The organism is Levilactobacillus fuyuanensis, assembly GCF_003946395.1.
In the GTDB taxonomy this organism is placed as follows: domain Bacteria; phylum Bacillota; class Bacilli; order Lactobacillales; family Lactobacillaceae; genus Levilactobacillus; species Levilactobacillus fuyuanensis.
This window is the reverse complement of sequence record NZ_RHNZ01000022.1, coordinates 1-24,532: the sequence shown is the minus strand read 5'-3', so window position 1 is coordinate 24,532 and position 24,532 is coordinate 1. Positions and strand designations below refer to the sequence as shown.

The window sequence follows — 24,532 nt, the reverse complement described above, 5'->3', positions numbered from 1 at the left end:
ACAACCATGACTGTCGAAATCATGTGAAACGCGTCAGCTCGTCACGCGCCCACTACCTAAAACGTTCACAGATCAAATATCCAGCGCCAGTTTCAAAGCCTGCCGCAGGGTTGAGACCCCGACGACCTTGATGCCGGTCGGTGGATTCCAGCCTTGCATATTGTTCTTAGGGACGAAAATTCGCTTGAACCCGAGCTTCTTGGCTTCCGCTACTCGAGACTCAATACGGCTGACTCGGCGAATTTCACCGGTCAACCCCACCTCACCCACGAAACAATCGCTGGGCTCCGTTGCAGTGTCGCGATAACTGGAAGCGATACTCATGGCAATCGCCAAGTCAATCGCTGGTTCATCCAGCTTCACGCCACCAGCGGCCTTCAGGAAAGCATCCTGGTTCTGAAGCATCAGGTTAGCCCGTTTCTCCAGCACAGCCATCAACAAGGCCACTCGATTACGGTCCAGCCCACTCGACGTACGTTGGGCGTTACCGAAGACGGATGGTGAAATCAGTGCTTGCACTTCAACCAAAATGGGCCGAGTCCCCTCCATCGAGACCACGATGGCCGAGCCGGTCGCATCCTCGAGGCGTTCCTCCAAGAATATTTCCGAGGGGTTGGCTACCTCATACAGACCACCCTCACGCATTTCAAAGATCCCTAGTTCATTAGTCGAGCCAAAACGGTTCTTGACCGCCCGCAGAATCCGGTAAGTGTGATGCAGGTCCCCTTCGAAGTACAACACAGTATCCACCATGTGTTCCAGAATCTTAGGACCAGCAATCGCGCCACCCTTGGTCACGTGACCCACGACAAAGATCGTAATGCCGTTGGTCTTGGCAATCTGCATCAGTTCACCGGTGACCGCCCGAATCTGGGAAACAGACCCGATCGCCGATTCAATTCCGGGCGCCTGCATCGTTTGGACGGAGTCAATGACCACGTAATCCGGCTGCATCTCCTCGATGTTAGCCCGGATGCTGGCCATGTCCGTTTCCGGATAGAGGTAAAGATTGTCGCTGTTGACGACCAATCGGTCAGCGCGCATCTTGATCTGTGAGGCACTTTCTTCCCCAGAGACGTAGAGCACCTTACCCCCGGTCGCACTTAACTGGCCGGATACCTGGAGTAGCAGAGTTGATTTCCCAATACCAGGATCTCCACCGATCAGGATCAGTGAACCCGGCACGATACCACCACCCAACACACGATTGAGTTCGTTCATTTGGGTCTTGACCCGCATTTCCGTCGTGTGCTTGATATCATTCATCAGTTGCGGCTTAGAATGCTCGCCAGTCACCGTCGTTCGCGTTGACTGAGGCTTGGCTGCAGCCGGTGTGATGACCTCTTCGACCATGGTGTTCCACTCCCCACAATTCGGGCAGCGTCCCAGATACCGGGGGGAGCTATAATCACAGTTCTGACAGACAAATTTTGTTTTCGTTTTAGCCACGTTCATCCCCCTTATCCGTTTACTTTCAGCACTTTCATTTTAGCATATCTCGGGGGTGTTTCCCCACTAGTCTATCAGCTTCAAATGTAAAGATTTAGTTGCGATCAGAGGACCCAAAACCACCAATGCGTTGCTGGCTTGGAATCTGTTCCCCATCGGCCAGTAAAAATGGCATAAAAATCCCCTGGGCAATGCGTTGTCCCTTCTTAATAACTTGATCTTTCAGCCCAACATTGACCAATTGAACAAAGATCTCGCCCTCGTTCTTTTCATTATTATAATAATCCGCGTCGATCACCCCAACCCCATTGGGCAGAATCAAGTTGTGCTTCAGGGGATTGCTCGACCGGTTCGCCAGTAAAAGAACCTCACCAGGTTCCATGTAGGCCTTGACTCCCGTAGGCACCAACCACGGTTTCAAGTTATGTTGCCCAGCGACCAATTCTTCAGTCGTCAGCGGATCACGGTGCCAAAGCCGCTTGAAGGCGTGGAGTAGGTCGTGCCGCCAAATAGAGGGCAACGTAAAGTCCTCAGCACACTCAAAATCATATCCCGCGGCCTGTTGTGTTGTGCGGTAAGGAACCTTGATATCTTGTGCTTCATATTTACTGACAATTTCAAATCCTCGATGCATTGTGACACTCCTTTTATTTCTATAATTAGTTCTAAATTAATAGTCATTATTTTTTATAATTGATCATGGTTCATATTGACGCCATGACTGTTCATTCTAACACCCTGTAATCAAAATACAAATTAGGTCAGATTTCGACTAACCTCTTACTAGAGTACCTACCTTTCCATGAGAATGCCAGCAAAATTATCCGCCAGCGAAAATTAGTTGACAAGGCCACGTGGATAGACCAGAATTAGGAGTGAATCTGGTCACGAAAGGAGCAAGTAACCATGACGATTACGGAACATCCAGGTGAGCTGGCAATCGTTGACGATAGCCGGCTATTGGCAAGTCTCCACTACCTTTGTTTAGACGAATCCACGTGGGTTCTCGAACAAATCTTTGTGCGCCCTGCCCAGCCCGCTACCACGTTAGCTGAGCAACTGATAAAACGTTTTACCCAACTGGCAACGACCGCCCAAGTCAGCGTGAAATTACTGGACCCGTACGCCAAACGTTACTTTGCGGCCCACCCCGCCGACTTCCTAGCGGCACATCAATTGCCCGTTAGCGGTGCGGATGCCGTGCGACCAGTTGCCTTACACCCAGAACACATAGAAGAGGAGTAGTTAAGATGGATCAAAACGCATTAAAAGCCCTCGTTGGCCAAGAAGCCGTCAAGTACGTAAAGGATGGCATGATTTTAGGAATCGGGACCGGCTCGACCGTTCGCTACATGATCGATGCTTTAGGTAAGCGCGTCAAAGAGGAAGGCTTGAGCATCGTGGGGGTCGCTACGTCAGACCGTTCCGCTAAGCAAGCCGAATCTCTTGGTATTACGATCAAGCAATTGGACGAAGTTGATCACCTCGACTTAACCATCGACGGCGCCGACGAAATCGACGACAACTTCCAAGGGATCAAGGGTGGCGGTGCCGCTCACCTTTGGGAAAAGATCGTTGCTATCAACTCCACAAAGAACATGTGGATCGTCGACGAAAGCAAGATGGTTCACCACTTGGGCAAGTTCCCATTGCCATTGGAAGTTATTCCATTCGGTTCCAGCCACGTTCTGGAAAAGTTAGACAAGATGGACTTACACCCTAGCTTCCGGATGAACGAAGACGGTAGCCATGTCTTGACTGATTCCAAGAACTATATCATCGACTTACACTTGGGTCGCATCGACCATCCCCACGAATTAGCCAACACCTTAAATGGCATCGTGGGTGTTGTTGAACACGGTCTGTTCTTGGACACGGTTAACACGGTTATCGTTGGTCGTCAAGACGGTCCAGAAGTCTTGAACGCGCGCGACTAATCTTTGCTAAATTAACGTATTAAAAGTCACCCAGCCAATGCTAATGATGGAATCGGCTGGGTGACTTTTCTAATCCCGCTTATTTCACCCCCTATCGCACACAACAAGGGTTAATCCATGAAACTATTGGCACAGTAGTGTATCATGAATGTATGTGTTTATATGCTTTAAAATATTTGTAGAGCGAGGTAATTACATGGAAACGACACAATTAAGCAACGGCGTTACCATCCCAATGTTAGGATTCGGAACTTACTTAATTGACAGCAAGGACGTCCCCGCAGCCATCAAGACGGCCTTAGACGCTGGCTATCGGCATCTCGACTGTGCACACATTTACGGCAATGAACCAGCCGTGGGCGCAGCTATCAAGGCCTCCGGCATCGACCGGTCCGACCTATTCATCACGTCTAAGGTTTGGAACGCTGATCAAGGTTACGACAAGACCTTGGCTGCTTTTGACAAGACGTTAGCCGACTTACAGTTGGACTACTTGGACTTATACCTGATTCACTGGCCTAACGAAGAAAACTTCGATCTGACCTTGGATACTTGGCGGGCCCTAGAAACCCTCTACCAACAAAAAAAGGTTCGAGCTATCGGTGTCTCAAACTTCTCCGAAAACCAACTCGAACAAGTCTTCGCCATGGCTAAGGTTAAGCCAATGGTCAACCAAATCGAACGCCACCCTTACAAGGTACAAGCCGAGTTAGGCAAGTTCGACACGGACAACGGTCTGATCAACGAAGGGTACTCCCCAATTGGTCACGGTCACTTGATTCTCGAAGACCCCGTGATTACCAAGTTAGCTGAAAAATACGGCAAGTCACCCGCTCAGATTGTTTTACGGTGGCAAGTCGACACGGGCTTCGTGGTCTTCCCTAAGTCCTCAAAACCAGCACGGGTCAAGGAAAACTTTGAAATTTCCGGCTTTAACTTAACTGCCGCTGAAATCGCTGAAATCAACGCCCTCGATCAGGACAAGCACCTTAACTACGATTAAACTGGGCTAGTTATTCAAGTAACCTTAAAGTTAACGCGTTTTCTAATAAGGACTTCTCGATACCCGTCGTATTGAGAGGCCCTTTTAATTTGCGATAGAACTAACGCTGCTTTCACTGAAATCTCTTCATTCAGTTTGCACCTAGATTTTGCCTACTCGTCTCACCTATTTTTAAACAACTTTTGGGTATCTATACAAAAAATGAGAATATTGGAGTACAATGAGAGAAATAAGTTAGGAGAGTGACGTCATTGAGTAAAGAAATCACGGCGGACCAAACCGCCCGTTATCAACAAGCTTTAGCTGCCGACCCCACCGCAAAGGTTTTAGAACGCGCCGTCAGCCATCAGGGAATCTTAGCAACCTCTGCCGATTATGCTTCTGAAACCGACATGACTCCCGTCTTCTCCATTGATTTGGACACTGGGAAAGTTGCTAACCAAAAGCAAAGTGGCCGTTGCTGGATGTTTGCCGCATTGAACACCATGCGTCATCATTTAGCCGACCTCTTCAATTTGAGTGACTTCGAATTATCTCAGAACTACACCAACTTCTGGGACAAATTTGAAAAAGCCAACTACTTCTACGAAAACGTCTTGGCTACTGCCGACCAACCAACGTCTAGCCGTAAGGTCGCCTTCTTAATGGCTACCCCACAACAAGATGGTGGTCAATGGGACATGCTGTGTGCCATCATTGAAAAATACGGGATCGTGCCTAAGTCCGTTATGCCTGAAACTTACAACAGTTCCAAGTCAAGCGAACTCAACAGCACGTTGAACTTAAAGCTACGGAAAGACGCCGTAACTTTACGTAAATTAGTTGCCGACAAGACCAGCGATGCTGACATTGCCGCTGCTAAAGACAAGATGCTTGGTGAAGTTTACCGCTTACTGAGCTTCTCACTCGGCGAACCCGTTAGCGAATTCGATTTCGAATACCGCGATGACGATAAGAACTACCACATCGACAAGGGCTTAACCCCTAAGTCCTTCTTTGACAAGTACGTCAACTGGGACCTGAGCGATTACGTTTCCATCATCAACGCCCCTACTGACGACAAGCCTTACAACCATACCTACACAGTTGAAATGCTGGGTAACGTGGTCAACGGCCGTCAAGTAAAGCATTTAAACGTCACGATGAAGGACTTCAAGGCTTTGGCCATCAAGCAATTGCAAGCTGGCCAATCCGTATGGTTCGGTTGTGATGTTGGTCAATCCTCAGAACGTCAAAAGGGGATCATGGACACCAAGTTCTACGACAAGGATGCCCTCTTCAACATTGACTTCTCCACGACCAAGGCAGAACGCCTGGACTACGGGGAAAGCATGATGACCCACGCTATGGTCTTGACTGGTGTCGACTTAGTCGATGGCCAACCAACCAAGTGGAAGGTTGAAAACTCTTGGGGTGAAAAGGTCGGCACGAAGGGTTACTTCGTGATGAGCGACGCTTGGATGGATGAATACTGCTACCAAGTTGTTGTGAACAAGCAATTCCTGCCTGACGACTTAAAGAAGACTCAAGAAACTGAAGAACCAACGGTCTTGGCACCATGGGATCCAATGGGTGCTTTAGCTTAATCATTTTAAAAACTGCCGCCTGCAGCTGCCAGAGATTCCACCTGCTGTGGGGACCACCTGCAGCCCAAGAACGGGCTTCCGGCTCGGTTGGAAACCTCGCAAAGTTCATGCGAGTTTCCCAACACGTCCCACGCTGTACGATTGGAAGAAACAAATGCCCAATCTAACACCGTCGTCACAGCTGGTTCCATCTCTGGCCTCTTCCGGCTAAGTTAGCTTTTAAAATGAAATGTTGTCTTTCTTAAACGGAGGGACATTCTTACTCTGATTAAAGTAACTACAAAGAATTCCGGGACACTTGTCTCGGAATTTTTTTGTTGCTATCTAAAGGTTAACCGCATTAATTCCGGTCCGCGATTCAAGAGCACATACGCTTGGCCACCGCCGGAAAATGACAGGCCTTCGAACTCACGACTGCTGGCAAAGACCGTGGCTTTCACATTTTTAGGCTTGACCTTACTGCGGTTCAACTTCGCCAACGGCACGGAAGAAATCGCATCGTCGCTGACAAAGTAGAGCCGATCATTCTTGGCATTGTAGGCAATCGACTGATGTGTCTGTCCAGGCCGGTATTTTAGCCCCTGCATGACCAGGTTGAAGTGGACACCCTTCTTAGACATGGTTCCCCGATAAACGCGCAGGGATCGCTTACCACTGTAACTGCTGAAGTAAGCGTACCCGCGTTTATCAAACGTCAGAGTACTATTGACGGCCAACTTGGCACCGGTCTTATTGACCAACCGATAGTCCACCGTCCGGACTGGCCGTAAGGTACGGGTCGAGACCTGCACGGCACTGCCATACCGGCCGTCTTCTCCACTTGTCCGACTCAGCCAGAGCTGTTGCGTTCGCGGATTCAATGCCAACGATTGGCCGTGACCTATGTCAAACGTAGACCCAATCTGCATGGCCGCCATCACCGTTTTCTGCTGTGACGCCGACTTTCCTTTAGAATAGGCATTGGTAGCTTGCCGGATGAGAGCCATGTGCCCCGAACTTGCGCCAAATTTCTGCCGCAACTTGGCCAGATCATACTTCACGATCCACCCCGTACTCGTGGTCCCCGTTGCCAAGTAACCCACGTAAGCCGTTCGACCATTCTTGGTCAGGACGACACTCTGGGGATTACCCCAATCGCCAGAACTCTGGACGGTAACCGGCAGATAGAGGTCAGTCGTCAGAGTAGCCGGCGCATTCCCCCGGCGGGTCGTGTAGGTCATTGGTTGTGTTTGAAACGTCCCCTGCTTTTGGTAGGTCATTGACCAGGCATAAGCCTTGGGGTGTGGGACATATTCATTTTTGTTCTGAACCCACTTGAACTTTTTGGCTTGATAATTACCAAGCGCATACCTGGTTTTAACTGTGCTGGCCGCTTGTGCTGTCTGAGCAGGACCAAGCTCGCTAGCCATGACACCCCCAAAGACCATGAGGCTCCCCGCCATGACCCATTTGATTCCCTTAACCATCTAAACTCCCCCTCAATTGCTATGTAACCAATTAACACGTGGTATAAATCGTCAATCGGTCTCTCCAGTTCTAATGGTACCACTCCCAGGTAAGCCGTGATTACCGGAATGGCTAGAACTGGATAATTTGATGGTTTACTTAAAAATGGATACAACTCACTGGGGTGACAAAAGGGACTGCAACTACCGCCACAGTCCCTCTGTTTAAATTCTATTTAATAACCCGGGCAATATTCTCCGCCGTCCGTGCCAGGTTTTCCTGACCGGTGGCAATTGCCGTTGGCAGATCTACGATACCTGGCAGGATGCCGAAGATAGCATCGATACCAAGATCGTAGAGCTGATCAATACCTGCACCCACATTACCGGCAACTCCAATCACCTTGACATGAGGGCTAGCAGCCTTGACCGCCTGTGCCGTGCCCATTGGGGTCTTACCGTACTGCGTTTGAAAGTCGATGGCACCCTCACCAGTGAAAGCATAGTCGGCATTGGCTGCCCGTTCTTTGAGATGGGTTTCACGAACCACAATCTCCACGCCCTTTTCCATATTGGAATCGGTAAATGCTAGTAACCCGGCACCCAGACCACCAGCGGCACCAGCACCAGGAAAGTCGGCTAAGTCCTTACCCAGCGTGGTCTTGATCACCGCGGCGTAATGGGCCAGATTGCCATCCAACACCTTGACCATCTCTGGCGTAGCCCCCTTTTGCGGGCCAAATACCGCGGCAGAACCAGTTGACCCCACCAGTGGATTGGTCACATCCGAGGCGATACGAACCTTGGTCTGCGCAACCAGTGGATCCACACCGCTCACGTCAATCGTCGCGAGGTCGGCCAAGCCGCCCCCACCACGAGAAATGGGATTGCCAGTGGCATCGAGAAACTTGACGCCCAGCGCTTCAGCCATCCCCTGACCCCCATCGGTTGTGGCACTCCCGCCAATACCGATGATAATCTCACGGGCACCGTGGTGCATCGCGTCCAGCATGAGTTGGCCCGTCCCGTACGTCGTCGTTACCAGTGGATTTTTCGTTTCATCATTCACAAATTGAATGCCGCTCGCCGCCGCCATTTCAATAACCGCGGTCTGCTGATCACCCAACAAGCCGTATTCGGCTGAGACGGTCTCGCCCAGAGGGTTCAAGACCGACGCCTGGCGGAAACTTCCCTGCGTGGCGTCGACTAAGGACTGAACCGTTCCTTCACCACCATCCGCCATTGGCACAATTTCATAATCGGCATCGGGGAAGACCCGTTTCAGCCCAGTATGAATGGCGTCAGCGGCTTGTTTGGCCGTCAAACTTCCCTTAAAAGAATCGGGAGCAATCACAATTTTCATAATTTTGTCATCCTTTCCGTCACGCTAGAACAGCGTAAACATCACGACCCCGACGATAGTCATGGTTAACCCCACGGCCGTTTCATAAGGAACTGACTGCATCCGTTCCTTCAACGTCATGTTCATAGCGTTGGCGGTCACGTGGAAGTAGTTCCCCTGTGGCAAGTGGTCGATGACCGTGGCCCCAGTGTGAACCATCACAGCGGCTGCCAGTGGCGCCGTTCCGAAAGCCAAGATGGCCTTGCCAAATGATCCGGTCGCCAAAATAACCCCGGTCGAGGTGGAAGCCGTTGCGGCCGCCATCAGGATCCCGGCAATTGGTGCCAAGAACGTCCCGGAAATCCCGGAGACCTTGATCAGGTGAACGATGGCGGCTGGTAGCGTCGAGGTGGTGATCAGCCCACCAATAGCGCCGGCACCAATCAGAATCAAGACGACATCGGTCATACGGGCCATTCCCGCCTTAGTATAGGCCAGGACCTGCTTGCCTTGATGCATGGCGAGCATCCCAATCAGCCCAGCCAGTGGCAGAATATACATGGCATCCACATTGAACTTCTCAAGAAAGCCAATGTGTAAGACGTTCCCCACCGGATTCATGAGTAGTAGAATCACGGCTAAGAGGGGCGCAACAATCGCCGTTCCTAGAGAGGGCAAGGCCGCCGTCTCCTGTTGGTCACCCTGTTCCTGATTGGCTTCGACGTCAGCCATCGTCGCAATCGTGCCGTGATGCCGTAAAAGAGTGGCAATCAGCACCGTAGCCACTAAGCCAAAGACCGCCGGAATAAAATCGGCGACCATCAGTTGACTGAGCTCCAGGTGGAATCCATGGGCTGCGGCAATCGTGTTCGGATTTGGCGAGATGATGTTCCCGGCCTTACCCCCACCTGACAAGGCAACTAGCAGGGCCAGCTTGGAAATCTTCATCCGACTCCCCACTTCGAGGGCAATCGGCGCCACAATCAGGACGGCAACAGGGATGAAGACCCCCACGGCCGTAATGATCATCGTGGCTAAGGCCAACGACAGAATGGCGAGGCTCTCACCGAATTTATCGACGATACCTCGCGCAATGGCATTTGCCGCGCCAGATTCCATCATGACCCCGGCGAAAACACCGGCAGCCAAGACTCGGACGACGGTTCCCATGACACTTTGTGAACCTGTCACAACGATGTTGACGGTTTGTGTTAAATTGGCACCACCAATCAGTGCACCCACAATCGTTCCCAACAATAGAGAGTAGACGGGGTTTACCTTCCGTAAAATCAAAATAATAGCAAGAGCTAACCCAATAAGGGCCCCAATCCAGCTAACTGAAACAGTCATTCTCTTCACGCTCCTTATGCCAATAAGTGAATTGCGTAACTAACTTTTTGAACCTGTAGAATTATACAACAACCCATTTCACAATGAAAGCGTTAATTATCCTTCAGTTGGTTAATTATATAGGAAGAGTTACTAAACTTAACAACCACTGGTTACTTATCTGAGAGCGCTATCTTGTTGGTATATCACCATTTATCGGCTAACGGATTGGAACATCCCTAATAACCGATTATCTTAATGAAATCGTTTTCTGATTTGCTCATTTATTAACGATGATTTCCACTTTTCTCATAATTAATCAAAAAAGCCGGCACTTACGCCGACTTTTTAAATTCTAATAGAGTTTGCTTGCTGCGTTAATATTTCGGAACGTATTGAGGGCTAGGTCTTCCGTCGACCACGTTGGATACATGCCACCCTTGTAGTAGTTGTTCGACAACAGAACGACTCCGGTCTTCCCGTTGCGGCTCAGTGCGTACGTGCCTTCATAATCATCGCCGACACCGTGACCATAGTAACCGATGCGGTCGAGATGATACATCCCCCCGGCATAGTGAGCCGTGGTCGACTTGCTTTGATGCAGAACGTTGGCGCCGGAGTGCTTCTTGAGGAGTGTGCCCTGGATCAATGCCCGTTCCGTTCTAAAGACATCACCAGCGGACATTGTGGCGTTCCCCGTCGCAATCTGCACGGCCATATCTTTGGCAGATGGCACATGAGGCTGCGAATAGTTACCAGGAACCGTTCCACTATAACCGATGGTCGTTCCCGGATGCTTGAGCTGCGCAAAGCTAGAATGGTTCAGATTCAATGGCGTCACCACATGCTCGTAGTACAACCCGTAATAGGATTCATGCGTCACCTTCCGCAGGATTCCAGCTAACAGGGTATAACAGATAGGTTGGTAATTAAACTGATTAATTTTCGTTCGGTTGATACGCGCTTGTTGTGCGGCATATTTGTAAACGGCGGGCTCCGTCAGTGTCGTCCCTGGATTCAGGTCACCACTGATCCCGGCTTCCATATTCAGCATCTGCCGAATCGTCACCCGATTACTCCCCTTGATTTGTGGGTAGTACTTGCTTAGCTTATCCGTCAAATGCAGCTGACCCGACTGCGCCGCTCGCATAATCAGCATGCCCGTGATTGACTTCTGAATAGAATTGATCAGAAACTGTGATGTCGGTTGATTAGCTTGCTGTTTTTTCGCGTTGGCCTTACCAAAGGAGCGTTGATAGATCACCTTGTTGTTTTTGACTACCAGGGCCGTTCCCACAAACTTCTTGGCCTTTAAGCTCTTGGTGAAGCGGGCCGCAAATTGGGGATGCTTCTGTCCCTTATTCTGTTTATCCAACGCCGTTTTCTTCTTTTGCCGCAGTTGATTGCTACGCAACGCATCGTATGCAATCTCTTGCCGCGTCTGTTTTGCGTGTAGCTTACTCGTTGTGCGAACTGCCTGCTGGTCCTTAGTATCGATCTCATGCATGCCCATGACCAGACCGGTAATGCCCACAATCACTGTTGCCAAAATGGCCCAGTGCCCCAAATTACGCTTGTTCACAATCCTCAATCCCCCTAGAAATTAGACCCTACTCAATTTTGTAATTGCCCTGCCACACGCGTCACTCACCAAGCTCCCCATGATGTGCTCGCAACACAACCCGACAACGTGGCTCGGCAATTACCTACAGAAAAGTCCCTGCCTCTGATTATACGAAAAGGCTGGCTAAACACAATCTTTTCTGCTGATTGTGTCCGCCAACCTAATTATCTTAGTATTTCGTTAACTAATTATTAAAGAATTAATTTTTCGAGTACATTCAGGTGTTCATCAAACGTGTACTGAATGGGTTCACCATTGGCAACTTCAACCTTGCTAATATCCGCATCCGCCACACCATCAAGGTACTTGATCAAGGCTCGCAACGTACTCCCATGAGCAACGATCAACTGATTCTGACCGTCCAACAACCGGGGGGCTACCTGGTCTACCCAATACGGCATCAGCCGGTGATAGGCCATCTCAAGGCTCTCACCCAGCGGTTCAATGTTGGGACCGAACCGGTCGTACCGCGCATCCTGAACGATGTGGTCTAACTGTGGTGGAATCGTCTCAAAGCTTCGCCGCCAAATCTTGATCTGCTTGTCGCCGACCTCCTCACGAACACGATCCTTATTCTTTCCACGAAGCGCGCCATAGTGGCGTTCGTTAAGCCGCCAAGACTTATACTCCGGAATGTAGAGTTGATCAATGGCTTCCAAGACAATGTTTGAGGTGACAATAGCGCGTTGTAACATGGACGTGTGGAGCGCGCCAAAACGAAGTCCCGTCTGTGCCACCAACTGTCCAGCGGCCTGTGCCTGTTGCCGCCCCTTCGCAGTCAGCGGGACGTCATTCCACCCCGTAAAAATGTTATCTCGGTTGGCAACACTCTCACCGTGCCGTAAAATAACCAGCTTTGCCATTCGTCACGCTCCCTTTCTCTCTATAATGACCACGACAATCATAACATAGCCGCGGCCGGGTTTCGTTTAATTTGTGCGAAAAATCACGGACAGTACCCGTTGACTCCTAATCTTATTTCAACTGTGTCCATGGATGACCTATCACTAACCTTGGCAAGTCGAAAATGCTGGCCCACAACTGCCCAAAAACAGTTCCGACAACCTTCACGCGATTGCTGGAACTGTTTTTTTGATAATGTTACCCTGACAACCTTACACTTACTGCCGAATCTCAACTTGTAGAAAAGTTATTTTATTATTCTGATTAAATTCATAACTATCAAAACCACGGAGGGCAAACAACTTACCATTTTGCTTACGTCCTGCGACTGCCCACTCAGCTTGATAGGCACCATTGGTAATGACAACCCGACAAAGATGTCGTAGTGACTGATTATCCTGGAAAAAGTTCTCAAAAAATGTCGTAATTTCAGCGGGGGTAGCAGCAATCATCCCGTTGGATCCCTTAACAACCGCATTGTCGGCGAAAAGTTTGATAATCTCCCGACAAGCTTGATCGTCACGAGAAGCCAAGTCCGATAGCCTAAAATAACGCTTAATCACTTCTACTTTTAAGTCCATGTAAGTCCCTCCTTCAATCAGAGCTCTAGTGTAGGCTGAAACTGCGAAATGTAAAGCCAGCTAACCGGATTGCGAGCTATTCCTTCATCAGACTTACCTATTCAGGCACAAGACATTACCGCCAGTTACTCACCGTCAATACACCCTATTTCAGGTAATCGACCCAACACACGACAAAAAAATAGTAGAAACAACTGTTGGCCAGTCATTCCTACTATCCGTTCCTAAGCGTTACATTTGCGCTTAAGGACGCGTTTTATTTTAAGTTAATCCGTTGATTCTGTCGAAGAGGACTTCACGTGAGCTTGCGCCCGCGCACGGAGCTTGGCAGCTGCCGTCTGTGTCTCTTCTTGGAATTCGCTAGCTGGTACGGTAGCCTCTTGATCCGCCAATTGAGATTCCCGAGACTTGACCCGGTTCCCCATAAAGGTGACCACCGACCCCAACAAAATGATGACAATCCCAATAACGGTATTGGTCAAGATCTGTTCGTGAATCAGTAAGGCAGCTAAGATTGGTGCCAGCCCCGGCTTGATGAAGAAGACCAAGGAAGCGGTGGAAACGTCGGAACGTTCCATGGCTAAGAAGTAAAAGGCAAACCCACCACCGGTCACACAGACCCCGATGAAGAACAGTAACCAGAAATATTGCAAGCTAACGTTTTTCAGAATCGGCATTGCGGCGAACTGGCTGAGCCAAGATACCTGACGCATCCCACCGGCAACAGCAGGCACGTGACTCAACAGCATCAACAGTAACAGTTCAAATGATCCGGCAAAGAAAGTGAAGCAGGTCATGATAATCCCATTAAAGTGATGCCGCACGGAACCCCACCGCGAAACGATACTGTAGAGCCCGAAGGTCAGGGCAGAACCGATGGCTAAGCTCAAACCAATAGGATTGGTCAAATGGGCGGGGTTAACAATGACGATTAAGCCAATGATTGAGATAACCACCGCAATCAAGTTAGCTCGCCCGAGCCGTTCATGTAAGATCAGGTAGGAGAAGATCAGGGCGAAGACGGGGTTGCAACTGAATAAAACGGCAACCGTTGAAGCTTCGTCGACTGAAATAGCTAACTGATAAAGCGTCATGGAGACAATGACACAGACGAATCCGGTCAGGAAGAACAGGCCCCAATCGGAACGCGTCAAGTGATGTTGCTGCTTGTTCAATGCCCGTAAGGCGATTGGCAACAGGATGACTCCCCCAATGAAGAATCGAATCAGGTTGAGTTGGATGGGGTTGAATGCCCCGCCGGCAGCCTTCAAGGCGATTTCCATTGAACTAAACATTAAAGTTGAAAATGCGACGTACAACAATGTTCTTCTCAAAACGAACCTAGTTCCTCCCTATGTAAAACCTATCAACTAATGAATTTGCTGGACGATTACCATCAAAATCGGAATCACCACTAAACTTAGGAGGGTCGTTTCGGTTACCATGATGGCCGCGTAATCCGTATCCGCGTGGTAGAGCTTGGCTACTACCGGCGCGTTCGTCATAACGGGCATCGCCGCTTGTAAGATAAAGACTTGCTTCATTAACACTGGCATCGGCGTTGGAATGACCAAACAGGCCATCAACGTCGGTGCGACTAAGAATCTGCCAAATAAAATGCCTAAACTATCCCGGTTCAACCGAATATTCTGCACACCGGCACCGGCGATCGCCGTCCCGATAAAGATCATCGACAACGGCACCGTGAGGCCACCAACATAGCTGAAGTCCTTCATAATCCATGACGGTAATTGAATATCGAGTAGGACCAGCGCAACCCCCAGCATAAAGCCTAACAGAGGCGGCGAAAAGATTTTCTTCAGTGTGTTTACTAGATTGAATTTTGCGGTACCCTGTCCGTCTCGTTGAATCAAGTAAGCCCCTAACGTCCAGAAGAACGTGGTGTTGGCCATGTAATAGACTAACACGAACGGCATACTCTTAGGTCCAAACAAGGCTTCGTTAACGGGCAAGCCAACGAACACAGTGTTGGAATTAGCAAACATGGCTTCAAACAATCCCCGTCGTTGTGGATGAACCTTGAATCCATGAAAGGCAATCACTGATAAACCAAACATGATTAACATGGAAACCACGGGAAACCGCAGATCCGGCAACGTTGATTTCAACGTCTGCGCTGAAAACTGGGTCGTAATCGTACTGATCATGTAAGCTGGCAACGCAATCTGCGTGACCAACCGGGCGATCAACCGCCGAGATTGTTCGTCAAACCAACCGCGGCGAGAAAGAATATAACCTAAACCAATCATCACTAGGATAATTAAAACACCCGAGATGCTTCGAACAAAGACGGCCATCAGTCACCCTCCTCGCCGCTCGTGATAAAATATTAACGATTCTTAACTAACTTGGCTCATTATAGCACGGGTCTGAAAATGGCCGAATTCGTAACCGGTTACAAACGCCCATGTGCCATGCTTTAGTGAGCCTTGACAAGCTTTTGAAAATTACATTTACCTTCCATATTGACTGGTTATTTCCACCTTTTTAGCCCAACCAAGCGTTTACGAATGGCCTTTTTTGTGGTCTAATAAATTAATTGAGTCCGCAAACCAGATTTCCAGGGGAACTTTTAAAATTTGGTTGCGCTGGCCGACTCCGTCAACATTTCGTGAGCGCCAGCAGCGCGTATACAAAGATTTTAATGAGGATGAGGAAATAACTATGCCAAACGATAATGAAAGTAGACGTCACCGATCACCAGAGGACTTCGAACAAGTCTATGACCGGCGTGCTGACCGTAACTCACACTTCAAAGTGCCGCAAGTTCACCCCCATCGTCCCGTGATGTGGACGATTGTCATCGTCCTATTGGTGATGTTGACCGGTGGCCTAGCTTATGGCTATCAAGCTTGGAATTCTGCCAAGAAGACCTTTAGTCAAACCTACGAGTCTTCCAAGGCCGCCAAGAGTCGTAACGTTTCTGCCGTTCTGAAAAAGAATCAGCCTTTCTCTATCCTGTTAATGGGAACCGATACGGGGGCGTTAGGTCGTTCTGATGTGGGTCGGACTGATACGTTGATGGTTGCCACAATCAATCCGAAGACCGAAACCGCCTATCTAACCAGTATTCCACGGGATACCCGCGTGACGGTTGGTTCTGGGGTCAATGCCTCCGTTCAGAAGATCAACGCCGCTTACACGATTGGTGGCCCAAAGACGGCCGTTAAAACCGTTGAAAACTTGTTGGACATTCCCATCGACTTCTATGCTATCGTCAACATGGGTGGCTTGGAGAAGATGGTCGATGCCGTTAACGGCGTCGATGTGACACCACCGCTGACCTTCCAGTACGGGGCAGCCAATGTCACCAAGGGCAAGAAGATCCATTTGAATGGGAAGCAAGCTCTGGCTTACTCCCGGATGCGACACGAAGATCCGTTAGGTGACTACGGTCGGCAAAAGCGGCAACGACAGGTCTTACAGAAGTTAGTCGTTAAGGCGGCTGGGTTAACCTCCCTCACGCGTTATCAACAAATCCTAACTTCTCTGAAGGGAAACTTGAAGACCGACCTGACCTTTGATGATCTGATGCAAATCCGCGCTAAATACGGTGACGCCTCTCACCATATCAAGTCAGAAACATTGCAAGGTCAAGATGCTATGATTGATGGCTTGTCTTACCAGGTCCCAACCAACGATGAACTGAAGAAGGTCTCGAACCATATTCGCAAGACGTTGGGCTTGTCTAATACTAAGAATTTCACAACGGATGCCGATACCTCGGCTTATGGCACGGATACCAGCTACGGCTCAACCACGACCAACTCCGGTTACGGGTCGTCGACTGGCTCTACGGATAATGGCAACTACGGTTACTAATCTTTTTAAATTTAGATCGAATAAATGACATCGCCTTCAGGGGCGGTGCCGTTTTTATGTAGGCACAGTATACTGAAGTTAAGCAATCACTGCTAAATCATTGGAATTAGAAGGTGTTCCCCATTGACAGTCACCGTTTTTTCCTGGATCACAGCTGAGCGTCCTGCTCTAAAATACCATCTACCGAGAGGCACAACCTTACTTTCAGCAGATTGAAGGTCGTGACCCATTAGCACTACCGGAGAATACGCCAACTAAGGCCATTGAATTGGAACTCAAAATGGACCTCACTATTCATGACAGATAGGACGGTCTAGTTAATGAACGGTCTTACGAAGCAATTGACTACGGAAATGCCAAGGTATAAGGGGCAATTTCCCTCAAGAACACGACGTAACTTACACCACTTCGGCGACAAATTAAGACACTTAAGTAAAATAGCCACAAATTGATAGAATACTATTAGCAAGTCCGTCAGCGATTGTGCTTTAACTGTGTTGGCCTATCGGCACAATAATGCTCACTTTGTACTAGTCGTCGAGAACGTCTCTTCTTCGAAAGCTGTTTAATTAATACAACGGGGCAGTAACATGCAAGGCCACATTTTTCGTAAATAATCGGTAACTGGCAAAGATTCAGCAAGTACAGTAACTCATCAAGGGAGTCGCTAGTATACATCTGGGCTTAATCGAAACGTGAATCAATGGCAACATTAAATGATATATGGCGTTGTTCTTTTATAGAAATGCGCTAAAATAAAGTTAATTCATTAAATTGAAAAATTTAAAGGAGTCGACCCAAATGTATCGTTTTTTTGTGCAACCACAAATTAATCAAGATGATCATAAAGTATTTGGCTATGAGGTCCTCCTGCGTAAGCAGCAAAATGAAACGTGGGTGCTCCCCCAACATTTCACCGATATCTCAGTGGGAGAACAAGCCAGACTTTTAGAAGAAACAGCTAATGCCTTAAATACAGCAATTAATCAGCAGGTACTGGCCTTTAACCTCAACAACCAACAACTACGTGATCCCCTCACCCTGGGGACCATTATTGCGCTTAAGAAGCGATTGAACCCAGCTGCCTTAACGATTGAACTTACTGAAGCCCCTACCTTACCGGAAATTCAGCTCTTTAGTACAGCTATTCATCAGTATGGCATCGCTCTGGTCTTAGACGACGTCGGTACTGGATCAAATACTTACGATAATATTCAGCATCTTCTCCCCTTCGTCGACCAGATTAAATTTGCTATGCAAAATCTGCGGATGGACGGTCGGGCCAAGGAAATTCCTGACGCCCTGGCCTTTTGGTCTAAAGTTGCAAAATATTACCGTCTGCAATTGATTCTTGAAGGTGTTGAAGATGCCAAAGACCAAGCCCTGGCTAAAAAATTTGGCATTTCGCTACATCAAGGTTACCTTTATGGCAAACCTAGTCTGGTCTAAACAGGGAGTCGCCCGAATCATATATTCAGGCTGACTCCTTATTTCTTACGAAATTTCGCACAATGGGGTAGTCCAATTAAGTTTTGCGCGTTAATATATAAGTAGTGAATACTTTTTTAAGCAGTCAATTATAGAATGGATGACAACTCATGACCTGGTCCAAATGGTTTGTGGAGCCCGCCTTTACCAGTATCTTTTTTCTGCTGGGCGTCCTGACCCTCTACTGGTTCTTGACCAGTAAACTAATTAAATACATGGAGAATCGCGGTCAACATCCTAACGCTAACCACGTCCGCACAATTGTCGGACTCATTTACATGGTCATTCTTTTGATTACAACGCAAGCCTCGGTCAGCGGAACCGATCACAGCTGGGTCTTTACTAATTTCCAGATATTTGCGGTCGTCTTCGTGAGCTACTTCTTAATGTTGGAGATTCGGGTCTGGCAATTTGCCTTGGCCACCCTCCTCTTTATGTTGATTGATGGCACCCTCACAATTGGGCTCTCGTGGGCGTACGCTGTCGTTTACATTGGCTTCTACTTGACCATGAAGAATATTAAGCACCATTTACACAGTCCTTGGCGTAATTACATGGACTTTGCCAGCACTGCCCTTCTCTTTTCTGCAATTTTATGGTGGCTGATGCGGTTACGGTTCCATTTATCCTGGAGCGTTATCTCCTGGGAAATATTATTCAGTTTTGTTCTGCTGACGATTATGTATATTTACGTTGATTCCTTGTTGGCTGGCGCGGACACATTAGCGCAACTCACTTACACGACGAACTATGATGAATTGACTCGAGTCCACAACTTTTATTCCTTTAAAAGGGCCTTTGGTCATCAATTCAAAGATGCACAAACGGAGAAACATCCCCTAACATTAATGTTGTTCGATATTGATCACTTCAAGCACGTGAATGACACTTATGGACATCTGACCGGCGACTATGTATTGACTCACGTTGCTGGGCTGATTACGCAACAACTAAAAGCAATTGATCCCTCACTCATCCTTTATCGAACAGGTGGCGAAGAGTTTACCATTATTTTTGACAACTACACAGTTAGTCAAGCTCGTGAACACGTCGATGCGATTGCCCAAAGTGTCCGTGAGGCCGAATTTCAGCACGCTGGTAAGACTATCGATATTAGTATCTCGGTTGGTATTACACAACTTAAAATCGACGATGGTAGCCAGGTTGACCTCTATCGTCGCGCTGATGAAAGCCTCTATTACTCTAAACGTCATGGACGAGATCAAGTCACAATCGGTTAAAGAAACAGCGACAATTAGGACCCGGAACAATAGTTCTGAGTCCTTTTATTACCAACCACAAAAGTTGTGGCGTTAAACCGCTGCCTGTGGTACGATACAAGACGCATTTCAAAAAAATTATAGAATGGATGACTTAACATGACTTGGGCCCAGTGGTTCGTGACGCCCGCCTTCACCAGTGTATTCTTCCTGTTAGGCGTGCTGACCCTTTATTGGTTTATAACCGATCATTTAACCAAACATCTGCAAAAGCGACATCCGAATATTGATGTCAACAGGGTGCGAACCATCATTGGTTTGTTGTACATGGCCATCTTGATTGTTGGCGCCCAACTCTCCGTTGACGGAACTCAAAACGGTTGGGTCTTCGTTAATTTTCAAATATTTGCCGTTGTATTCATCGCCTATTTTTTACAATTAGAAATCAAATTCTGGCAGATGGCCATCGTCATCGTGGCTTTTATGGGCATTAACGGAACATTGACCATCCCCCTGTCTTGGCTATTTGCAGCGATCTACGTTGGTCTGTACTTCGCTATGAAGGTGATTAAGCAGCATCGCCATCATGCCTGGCAAGACTTTGTTGACTATAGCTTAGTCAACCTTGCCTTCTCAACAGCGATGTGGATGGTCATGAAATTTCGATTTGACTTACATCCCGTGACAATTGGCTGGGAAATCTTGTTTAGCTTTTTCTTCATGACTATTATGTTTGTCTACATCGATGCCGTTCTTGCCGGTGCCAATACACTTGCACAATTGACTTACACGACTAATTTTGACGAACTGACCCACGCACATAACTTCTATGCATATAAAAATAACTTTGGTCAGGCCTTTGACCATGCTCAGAACCGTGAAGAACCACTGACACTCATGCTCTTTGATATTGACCGATTCAAGCACGTCAACGACACCTATGGCCACTTAGCTGGTGATTATGTGTTAACGACCGTCTCTCGTCTAATTATGCAGGAACTCAGGGCAAGCGACCCAACACTTCAACTCTACCGAACTGGTGGCGAAGAATTTACTATCATCTTTGCTGGTTACACGTCAGAACGCGCACGCACGATTGTGGACGAGATCGCCAATCGAGTTAAAGCAACAGCCTTTAAGCATTCTGGACAGCCCATTGACATCACAATTTCAGCCGGACTTACACAGCTAAAATCTGGTGATGAGAATCAAGTCGACGTCTATCGTCGGGCTGACGAATAACTCTACTACTCCAAACGTCATGGCCGCGATCAAGTAACCGTAGGCTAATATCAGTGATTTACAGACTACTGCCAGCTTGGCAGTAGTTTTTTTGAACCAAGTATCTCGTTTAGCAGTGTTATACGTTGCGACACGTACTCAATTCGTCATTACCTGGTCTATGCCAAAATCATAACACATTATAGAATCATGATGTGTAAATTGTTTGTAAAGGTTTTGTGGCTATTGCTTATCATATCCATAGTTTCCACCACATCAGCTCATAAATTTATTTATAAGGTTAATAGTGTGTATTACATTGGAATCTATGCTAAGATTAACTTACAAAAAATGAATGGCGGGTGATTTCGAATGGTCTTTCGCTGGCAAGTGCAACCCCTTTTTGGCAATCAGATTCACAAGTCCCCTTTCATCTGCAAGTCTGCATCTCAGCATTGGGATAATTCTGGTGCCGTCAATACTTCAACCATTCACGCCCCATCCAAGTCCCCTAAATTTCGTTGTCAGCCCATTAAGCATCCCCCTACGGTCAATTGCCCATCTATCATACAAATACCGTCTATCGTCCCCTCTGCGTCTTAAACTAAAAAATCGCTAAAAAAAGTCTCGCCAATTCGGCAAGACTCTTCTACGGTATTTATCGCCACAATCACTTAATCTTCTTCATCTGACTGATTAGTGGTATCAAGCTGACGAATTCCACCCTGTGCTGCACGTACTAGGTGTGGCAGAACCACTTCAAGCGGCTGTTTTTGGATTGCCAACGCCTCAATCAACATCGGTAAATTCAATCCCGCAATCAACCCGTACTTGTCTGGCGTCTGTGCAACGACCTGTCGTGCAGCGTTAAAGGGCGCCCCACCCCATAGATCGACTAAAAACAGTAATTCTGAAACTGGCTGCATACTCTGAATAGCTGCACGATAATGATTGACCAAATCTTCCACACTCTCGTTATCAGCTAACGTAACAGCCATAACTTTCTGCGCTTTACCGAAGATCATCTCGGCACTTTGTAAGATGCCACGGGCAAATTCACCGTGACCTGTGACGATTATGGCAAGCATCCTGCCACCCCTTTGTTGGCACCGCAATTGCGGCTTTCTGAAAAACTACTTGGCTCAAATATAGCACAAAACTGTCAGGACAACCACTTTACAGCAATTTCAACATATCTTCAGGCCGCGCAAATGTCACATCTGGTGTAAAGCCGTTTGGTCGCTTACCATTCCAACCAGCAAAGCCAAAGGTCACATGCGCTGCCTGCGATGCCCGAACATCATAGTCCGTGTCGCCAACATAAATAGTTGTTGCGGGATCTGCATGTAGTCGTGCCATTGCCAATAAAATGCCATCTGGATCTGGCTTACCGTGTGCAACGTCTTCAGCAATTACGTGTTGCGTAAAGTAATCCGCCAAGCCTTCTCCGACCACATCTCGTTCATACTCGAACTTTTGCTTTGACGTCATTACGGCTAAATGGGCGCCGGCATCCTTTAATTGTTGCAAGGCCGCCTTTACGCCTGGATAGACTGCAACTGTCTCCCGATAGTCTTGTGTACGAGGGCCCCACAATGCCAAAACTTTCTCAACTTCCGGAACCTTCAACCGAATCAATGCGTCACGACTTGGAATGCCAAAGGTCGTTGCCAACTCAGCATATGGGCGATCCATTCCCCGCTCATACAGAATGGCCTGGAGGGACTTAATGTACATTGCTTCCGTGTCCAACAAGGTTCCATCAATATCAAAAATAAAACTCTTCATCTCGTTAAGCACTCCTTGATTAGCGGGCAGCCGATTCACTAAATAGACTTAACCGTCAAAATCAGTTAGTCAGCTACTGCCGCCTATTTTTTCGTCAAAAAAAGGCAGCCGTTAAAAAACGACCACCTCTAGTGTATCACGCTTAATGCTAAGACTCTAATTTAGGCTGTGCACCAGCCAAACGCGGCTGGTTCGTCGTAGTTTGCGACGCAGTGTCCACTTGGTCTGCATCCGTTTTACCTTCAACAATATCAACAGAACGTTGCAGGTTCCGCAGTTGCTTAACAGCTCGAATCCAAGATGGCACCAGAATGGCGCAAGAACCCAACCAGGCCAGTGGTTCTGCTGAAACGGCCCCGGCATAGCCAAAGGCCCCAACCATGAATACGGCAGCAAAGACCCGCATCGTCAATTCACCAACACCAGCCAGCGTTGGTAATACCCGACGCCCAAGGCCTTGGAGAGTATTCCGAATGATAAAGAGGACGCTCAATAACAGGTAGCTACTCCCAATAATGTTGAAGTAGGTCTGCGATAACCGAATGACGTTTTCATCAGCAGTTCCAATAATCAATGTCACAATCGGCTTGCCGAAGAAGATAACCAGACCACCGGCAAAGACGGCAAAGCTTCCGGACAACCAGAGCGTCTTCTTGACCCCTTCCATGATCCGGCCGTACTTCGATGCCCCAAAGTTCTGAGCGGCAAATGTCGCCATGGTTACACCAAAGGATGACATTGGCAGCGAGCACAATTGATCCACCTTGGAAGCAGCGGTCGAAGCGGCAACAGAATCTGTCCCTAATGAGTTCAGGGCAGCCTGCATCACCATTGTGCCAATCGCAATGATCGACAACTGGAAGCCCATGGGCATCCCCGTAGAGAAGTGGTCCCACAGTTCATGGAAGTCAATCTTAAAGTCGTCCTTGGAGATATGCAGCAAGGGAATAGACCGAACGATGTAAACCACGCAAAGCAGAGAAGCAATGACTTGTGAGATGACCGTTGCCCAGCCGGCCCCGGCAACCCCCATGTGAAAGACTAAGATAAACAGCAATTCCAATAAAACGTTGATAACCGTCCCGATCATTAAGAAGATCAGTGGTGTCCGCGAATCTCCGAGCGCCCGGATAATATTTGAGAGTAAGTTGAAGGCCATTGATGCGAAGATCCCTGCAAAAATGGTTCTGATAAAGATTCGAGAATTTTCAAAGATAGAAGCTGGTGTTTGCATCAAGTGCAGGATTGGGTCAACGAACGTTAACGACAATACCGTCAACACAACCGTCATCAAAATTGAAATGACAATGCTCGCAGCGAATGACTTCCGTACGCCTTTGTAATCACGCGCACCATAACGTGTAGCCGTAATAATAGCTAAACCAGCAGTTAAGCCTTGTGCGAAACCAATAATCAAAAAGTTGATAGAGCCTGTTGCTCCCACCGCAGCCAGCGCTTTGACCCCTAAGGTTTGCCCCACAACCACAGTATCAGAAACGTTATATAATTGCTGAAATAAGTTACCAATTAAAAGTGGAATCGTAAAGAAGAAAATGAGTTTGAGGGAGTTACCCTTAGTTAAGTCGTTCATGCGCCGACCTCCTTTTAGAATTTTGCCAACCCTTGGCACAGGATTACTACTATAACGCCTGCCAGCAAGTTTGTCAGCCTTTTTGCTCGAAAACTATGAAAATTTGGGAGTGTCAAATTTTTTGTGTAAATGGAAGTCCTCTCCCATTAGCTAGCTTCTAATACATGGATTCTAACGTATCT

Annotated in this window: 21 protein-coding genes; 8 read left to right on the top strand and 13 right to left on the bottom strand. The window is 48.0% G+C overall.

The annotated features are described in order from the left end of the window. Nucleotides 1–72: 72 nt before the first annotated feature. Together radA and EKM73_RS10960 are read right to left on the bottom strand one after the other, a co-directional pair. Nucleotides 73–1,449 (bottom strand): DNA repair protein RadA, encoded by a 1,377-nt coding sequence (gene radA / locus EKM73_RS10965; protein WP_125701913.1) that lies wholly within the window; start codon nt 1,447–1,449, stop codon nt 73–75. A gap of 94 nt (nt 1,450–1,543) precedes the next feature. Beyond that, complete coding sequence (locus EKM73_RS10960) at nt 1,544–2,083, bottom strand: dCTP deaminase/dUTPase family protein (RefSeq protein ID WP_125701912.1); 540 nt, start codon at nt 2,081–2,083, stop codon at nt 1,544–1,546. Between the two features lie 272 nt (nt 2,084–2,355). Between EKM73_RS10960 and EKM73_RS10955 the strand changes: the two genes are divergently transcribed. From EKM73_RS10955 to EKM73_RS10940, 4 genes are all read left to right on the top strand, one after another. Continuing rightward, a complete protein-coding gene (locus EKM73_RS10955; protein ID WP_125701911.1) occupies nt 2,356–2,694 on the top strand; it encodes an acetyltransferase in 339 nt (112 codons plus the stop codon). Nucleotides 2,695–2,699: 5 nt separating this feature from the next. Continuing rightward, entirely contained in the window at nt 2,700–3,386 is a 687-nt protein-coding gene (rpiA, locus tag EKM73_RS10950) for a ribose-5-phosphate isomerase RpiA (RefSeq protein WP_125701910.1), read from the top strand. A 196-nt stretch (nt 3,387–3,582) separates the two neighbouring features. Continuing rightward, the gene (locus EKM73_RS10945) at nt 3,583–4,389 is read left to right on the top strand and encodes an aldo/keto reductase (RefSeq protein WP_125701909.1); all 807 of its coding nucleotides are present in this window, start codon (nt 3,583–3,585) and stop codon (nt 4,387–4,389) included. A gap of 251 nt (nt 4,390–4,640) precedes the next feature. Next, a complete protein-coding gene (locus EKM73_RS10940; RefSeq protein WP_125701908.1) occupies nt 4,641–5,975 on the top strand; it encodes a C1 family peptidase in 1,335 nt (444 codons plus the stop codon). Between the two features lie 320 nt (nt 5,976–6,295). Here EKM73_RS10940 and EKM73_RS10935 read toward each other — a convergent pair whose 3' ends face one another. The 8 genes from EKM73_RS10935 to EKM73_RS10900 all read right to left on the bottom strand — a co-directional run bounded on the left by EKM73_RS10935 (nt 6,296) and on the right by EKM73_RS10900 (nt 15,517). After that, nucleotides 6,296–7,441: a hypothetical protein gene (locus EKM73_RS10935; protein WP_125701907.1), complete on the bottom strand. Its 1,146-nt coding sequence runs from the start codon at nt 7,439–7,441 to the stop codon at nt 6,296–6,298. A gap of 211 nt (nt 7,442–7,652) precedes the next feature. After that, nucleotides 7,653–8,783 carry a glycerate kinase family protein gene (locus EKM73_RS10930; protein ID WP_125701906.1) on the bottom strand — a complete coding sequence of 377 codons (1,131 nt, stop codon included), beginning with the start codon at nt 8,781–8,783 and terminating at the stop codon, nt 7,653–7,655. A gap of 24 nt (nt 8,784–8,807) precedes the next feature. After that, nucleotides 8,808–10,112 carry a GntP family permease gene (locus tag EKM73_RS10925; RefSeq protein WP_125701905.1) on the bottom strand — a complete coding sequence of 435 codons (1,305 nt, stop codon included), beginning with the start codon at nt 10,110–10,112 and terminating at the stop codon, nt 8,808–8,810. 334 nt (nt 10,113–10,446) lie between these two features. Beyond that, the gene (locus tag EKM73_RS10920) at nt 10,447–11,673 is read right to left on the bottom strand and encodes a serine hydrolase domain-containing protein (RefSeq protein ID WP_125701904.1); all 1,227 of its coding nucleotides are present in this window, start codon (nt 11,671–11,673) and stop codon (nt 10,447–10,449) included. Between the two features lie 233 nt (nt 11,674–11,906). After that, complete coding sequence (locus EKM73_RS10915) at nt 11,907–12,578, bottom strand: 2,3-bisphosphoglycerate-dependent phosphoglycerate mutase (protein ID WP_125701903.1); 672 nt, start codon at nt 12,576–12,578, stop codon at nt 11,907–11,909. A gap of 258 nt (nt 12,579–12,836) precedes the next feature. Next, a complete protein-coding gene (locus EKM73_RS10910; RefSeq protein ID WP_125701902.1) occupies nt 12,837–13,199 on the bottom strand; it encodes a nuclear transport factor 2 family protein in 363 nt (120 codons plus the stop codon). Nucleotides 13,200–13,465: 266 nt separating this feature from the next. After that, nucleotides 13,466–14,494 carry a DMT family transporter gene (locus tag EKM73_RS10905; RefSeq protein WP_382387641.1) on the bottom strand — a complete coding sequence of 343 codons (1,029 nt, stop codon included), beginning with the start codon at nt 14,492–14,494 and terminating at the stop codon, nt 13,466–13,468. Between the two features lie 75 nt (nt 14,495–14,569). After that, nucleotides 14,570–15,517, bottom strand: coding sequence for an AEC family transporter (locus EKM73_RS10900; protein ID WP_125701901.1), 948 nt, complete (start codon nt 15,515–15,517; stop codon nt 14,570–14,572). 367 nt (nt 15,518–15,884) lie between these two features. Here EKM73_RS10900 and EKM73_RS10895 point away from each other — a divergent pair, with 367 nt between their 5' ends. The 4 genes from EKM73_RS10895 (at nt 15,885) to EKM73_RS10880 (ending at nt 20,992) form a co-directional block, all read left to right on the top strand. Next, a complete protein-coding gene (locus tag EKM73_RS10895; RefSeq protein ID WP_125701900.1) occupies nt 15,885–17,042 on the top strand; it encodes an LCP family glycopolymer transferase in 1,158 nt (385 codons plus the stop codon). An 801-nt stretch (nt 17,043–17,843) separates the two neighbouring features. Next, the gene (locus EKM73_RS10890) at nt 17,844–18,491 is read left to right on the top strand and encodes an EAL domain-containing protein (protein ID WP_125701899.1); all 648 of its coding nucleotides are present in this window, start codon (nt 17,844–17,846) and stop codon (nt 18,489–18,491) included. A 149-nt stretch (nt 18,492–18,640) separates the two neighbouring features. Next, on the top strand, nt 18,641–19,771 hold the full coding sequence (locus EKM73_RS10885; protein WP_125701898.1) for a GGDEF domain-containing protein: 1,131 nt from the start codon (nt 18,641–18,643) through the stop codon (nt 19,769–19,771). Between the two features lie 138 nt (nt 19,772–19,909). Next, complete coding sequence (locus tag EKM73_RS10880; protein ID WP_125701897.1) at nt 19,910–20,992, top strand: GGDEF domain-containing protein; 1,083 nt, start codon at nt 19,910–19,912, stop codon at nt 20,990–20,992. A gap of 653 nt (nt 20,993–21,645) precedes the next feature. On the opposite strand, the gene EKM73_RS10875 is transcribed toward EKM73_RS10880, so the two are convergent. From EKM73_RS10875 to EKM73_RS10865, 3 genes are all read right to left on the bottom strand, one after another. Continuing rightward, nucleotides 21,646–22,059 carry a PTS sugar transporter subunit IIA gene (locus tag EKM73_RS10875; protein ID WP_125701896.1) on the bottom strand — a complete coding sequence of 138 codons (414 nt, stop codon included), beginning with the start codon at nt 22,057–22,059 and terminating at the stop codon, nt 21,646–21,648. An 88-nt stretch (nt 22,060–22,147) separates the two neighbouring features. After that, complete coding sequence (locus tag EKM73_RS10870; protein ID WP_125701895.1) at nt 22,148–22,759, bottom strand: HAD family hydrolase; 612 nt, start codon at nt 22,757–22,759, stop codon at nt 22,148–22,150. A gap of 148 nt (nt 22,760–22,907) precedes the next feature. Next, the gene (locus EKM73_RS10865) at nt 22,908–24,350 is read right to left on the bottom strand and encodes an MATE family efflux transporter (protein ID WP_125701894.1); all 1,443 of its coding nucleotides are present in this window, start codon (nt 24,348–24,350) and stop codon (nt 22,908–22,910) included. Nucleotides 24,351–24,532 lie beyond the last annotated feature (182 nt).

What these genes read in the sequence shown, in the direction of transcription:
- EKM73_RS10910 (WP_125701902.1), bottom strand. Translation starts at nt 13,199, where the DNA reads ATGGACTTAAAAGTAGAAGTGATTAAGCGTTATTTTAGGCTATCGGAC.
- EKM73_RS10895 (WP_125701900.1), top strand. Translation starts at nt 15,885, where the DNA reads ATGCCAAACGATAATGAAAGTAGACGTCACCGATCACCAGAGGACTTC.
- EKM73_RS10915 (WP_125701903.1), bottom strand. Translation starts at nt 12,578, where the DNA reads ATGGCAAAGCTGGTTATTTTACGGCACGGTGAGAGTGTTGCCAACCGA.
- EKM73_RS10955 (WP_125701911.1), top strand. Translation starts at nt 2,356, where the DNA reads ATGACGATTACGGAACATCCAGGTGAGCTGGCAATCGTTGACGATAGC.
- EKM73_RS10875 (WP_125701896.1), bottom strand. Translation starts at nt 22,059, where the DNA reads ATGCTTGCCATAATCGTCACAGGTCACGGTGAATTTGCCCGTGGCATC.
- EKM73_RS10925 (WP_125701905.1), bottom strand. Translation starts at nt 10,112, where the DNA reads ATGACTGTTTCAGTTAGCTGGATTGGGGCCCTTATTGGGTTAGCTCTT.
- rpiA (WP_125701910.1), top strand. Translation starts at nt 2,700, where the DNA reads ATGGATCAAAACGCATTAAAAGCCCTCGTTGGCCAAGAAGCCGTCAAG.
- EKM73_RS10870 (WP_125701895.1), bottom strand. Translation starts at nt 22,759, where the DNA reads ATGAAGAGTTTTATTTTTGATATTGATGGAACCTTGTTGGACACGGAA.
- EKM73_RS10945 (WP_125701909.1), top strand. Translation starts at nt 3,583, where the DNA reads ATGGAAACGACACAATTAAGCAACGGCGTTACCATCCCAATGTTAGGA.
- EKM73_RS10900 (WP_125701901.1), bottom strand. Translation starts at nt 15,517, where the DNA reads ATGGCCGTCTTTGTTCGAAGCATCTCGGGTGTTTTAATTATCCTAGTG.
- EKM73_RS10960 (WP_125701912.1), bottom strand. Translation starts at nt 2,083, where the DNA reads ATGCATCGAGGATTTGAAATTGTCAGTAAATATGAAGCACAAGATATC.
- EKM73_RS10865 (WP_125701894.1), bottom strand. Translation starts at nt 24,350, where the DNA reads ATGAACGACTTAACTAAGGGTAACTCCCTCAAACTCATTTTCTTCTTT.
- EKM73_RS10905 (WP_382387641.1), bottom strand. Translation starts at nt 14,494, where the DNA reads ATGTTTAGTTCAATGGAAATCGCCTTGAAGGCTGCCGGCGGGGCATTC.
- EKM73_RS10885 (WP_125701898.1), top strand. Translation starts at nt 18,641, where the DNA reads ATGACCTGGTCCAAATGGTTTGTGGAGCCCGCCTTTACCAGTATCTTT.
- EKM73_RS10930 (WP_125701906.1), bottom strand. Translation starts at nt 8,783, where the DNA reads ATGAAAATTGTGATTGCTCCCGATTCTTTTAAGGGAAGTTTGACGGCC.
- EKM73_RS10880 (WP_125701897.1), top strand. Translation starts at nt 19,910, where the DNA reads ATGACTTGGGCCCAGTGGTTCGTGACGCCCGCCTTCACCAGTGTATTC.
- EKM73_RS10935 (WP_125701907.1), bottom strand. Translation starts at nt 7,441, where the DNA reads ATGGTTAAGGGAATCAAATGGGTCATGGCGGGGAGCCTCATGGTCTTT.
- EKM73_RS10890 (WP_125701899.1), top strand. Translation starts at nt 17,844, where the DNA reads ATGTATCGTTTTTTTGTGCAACCACAAATTAATCAAGATGATCATAAA.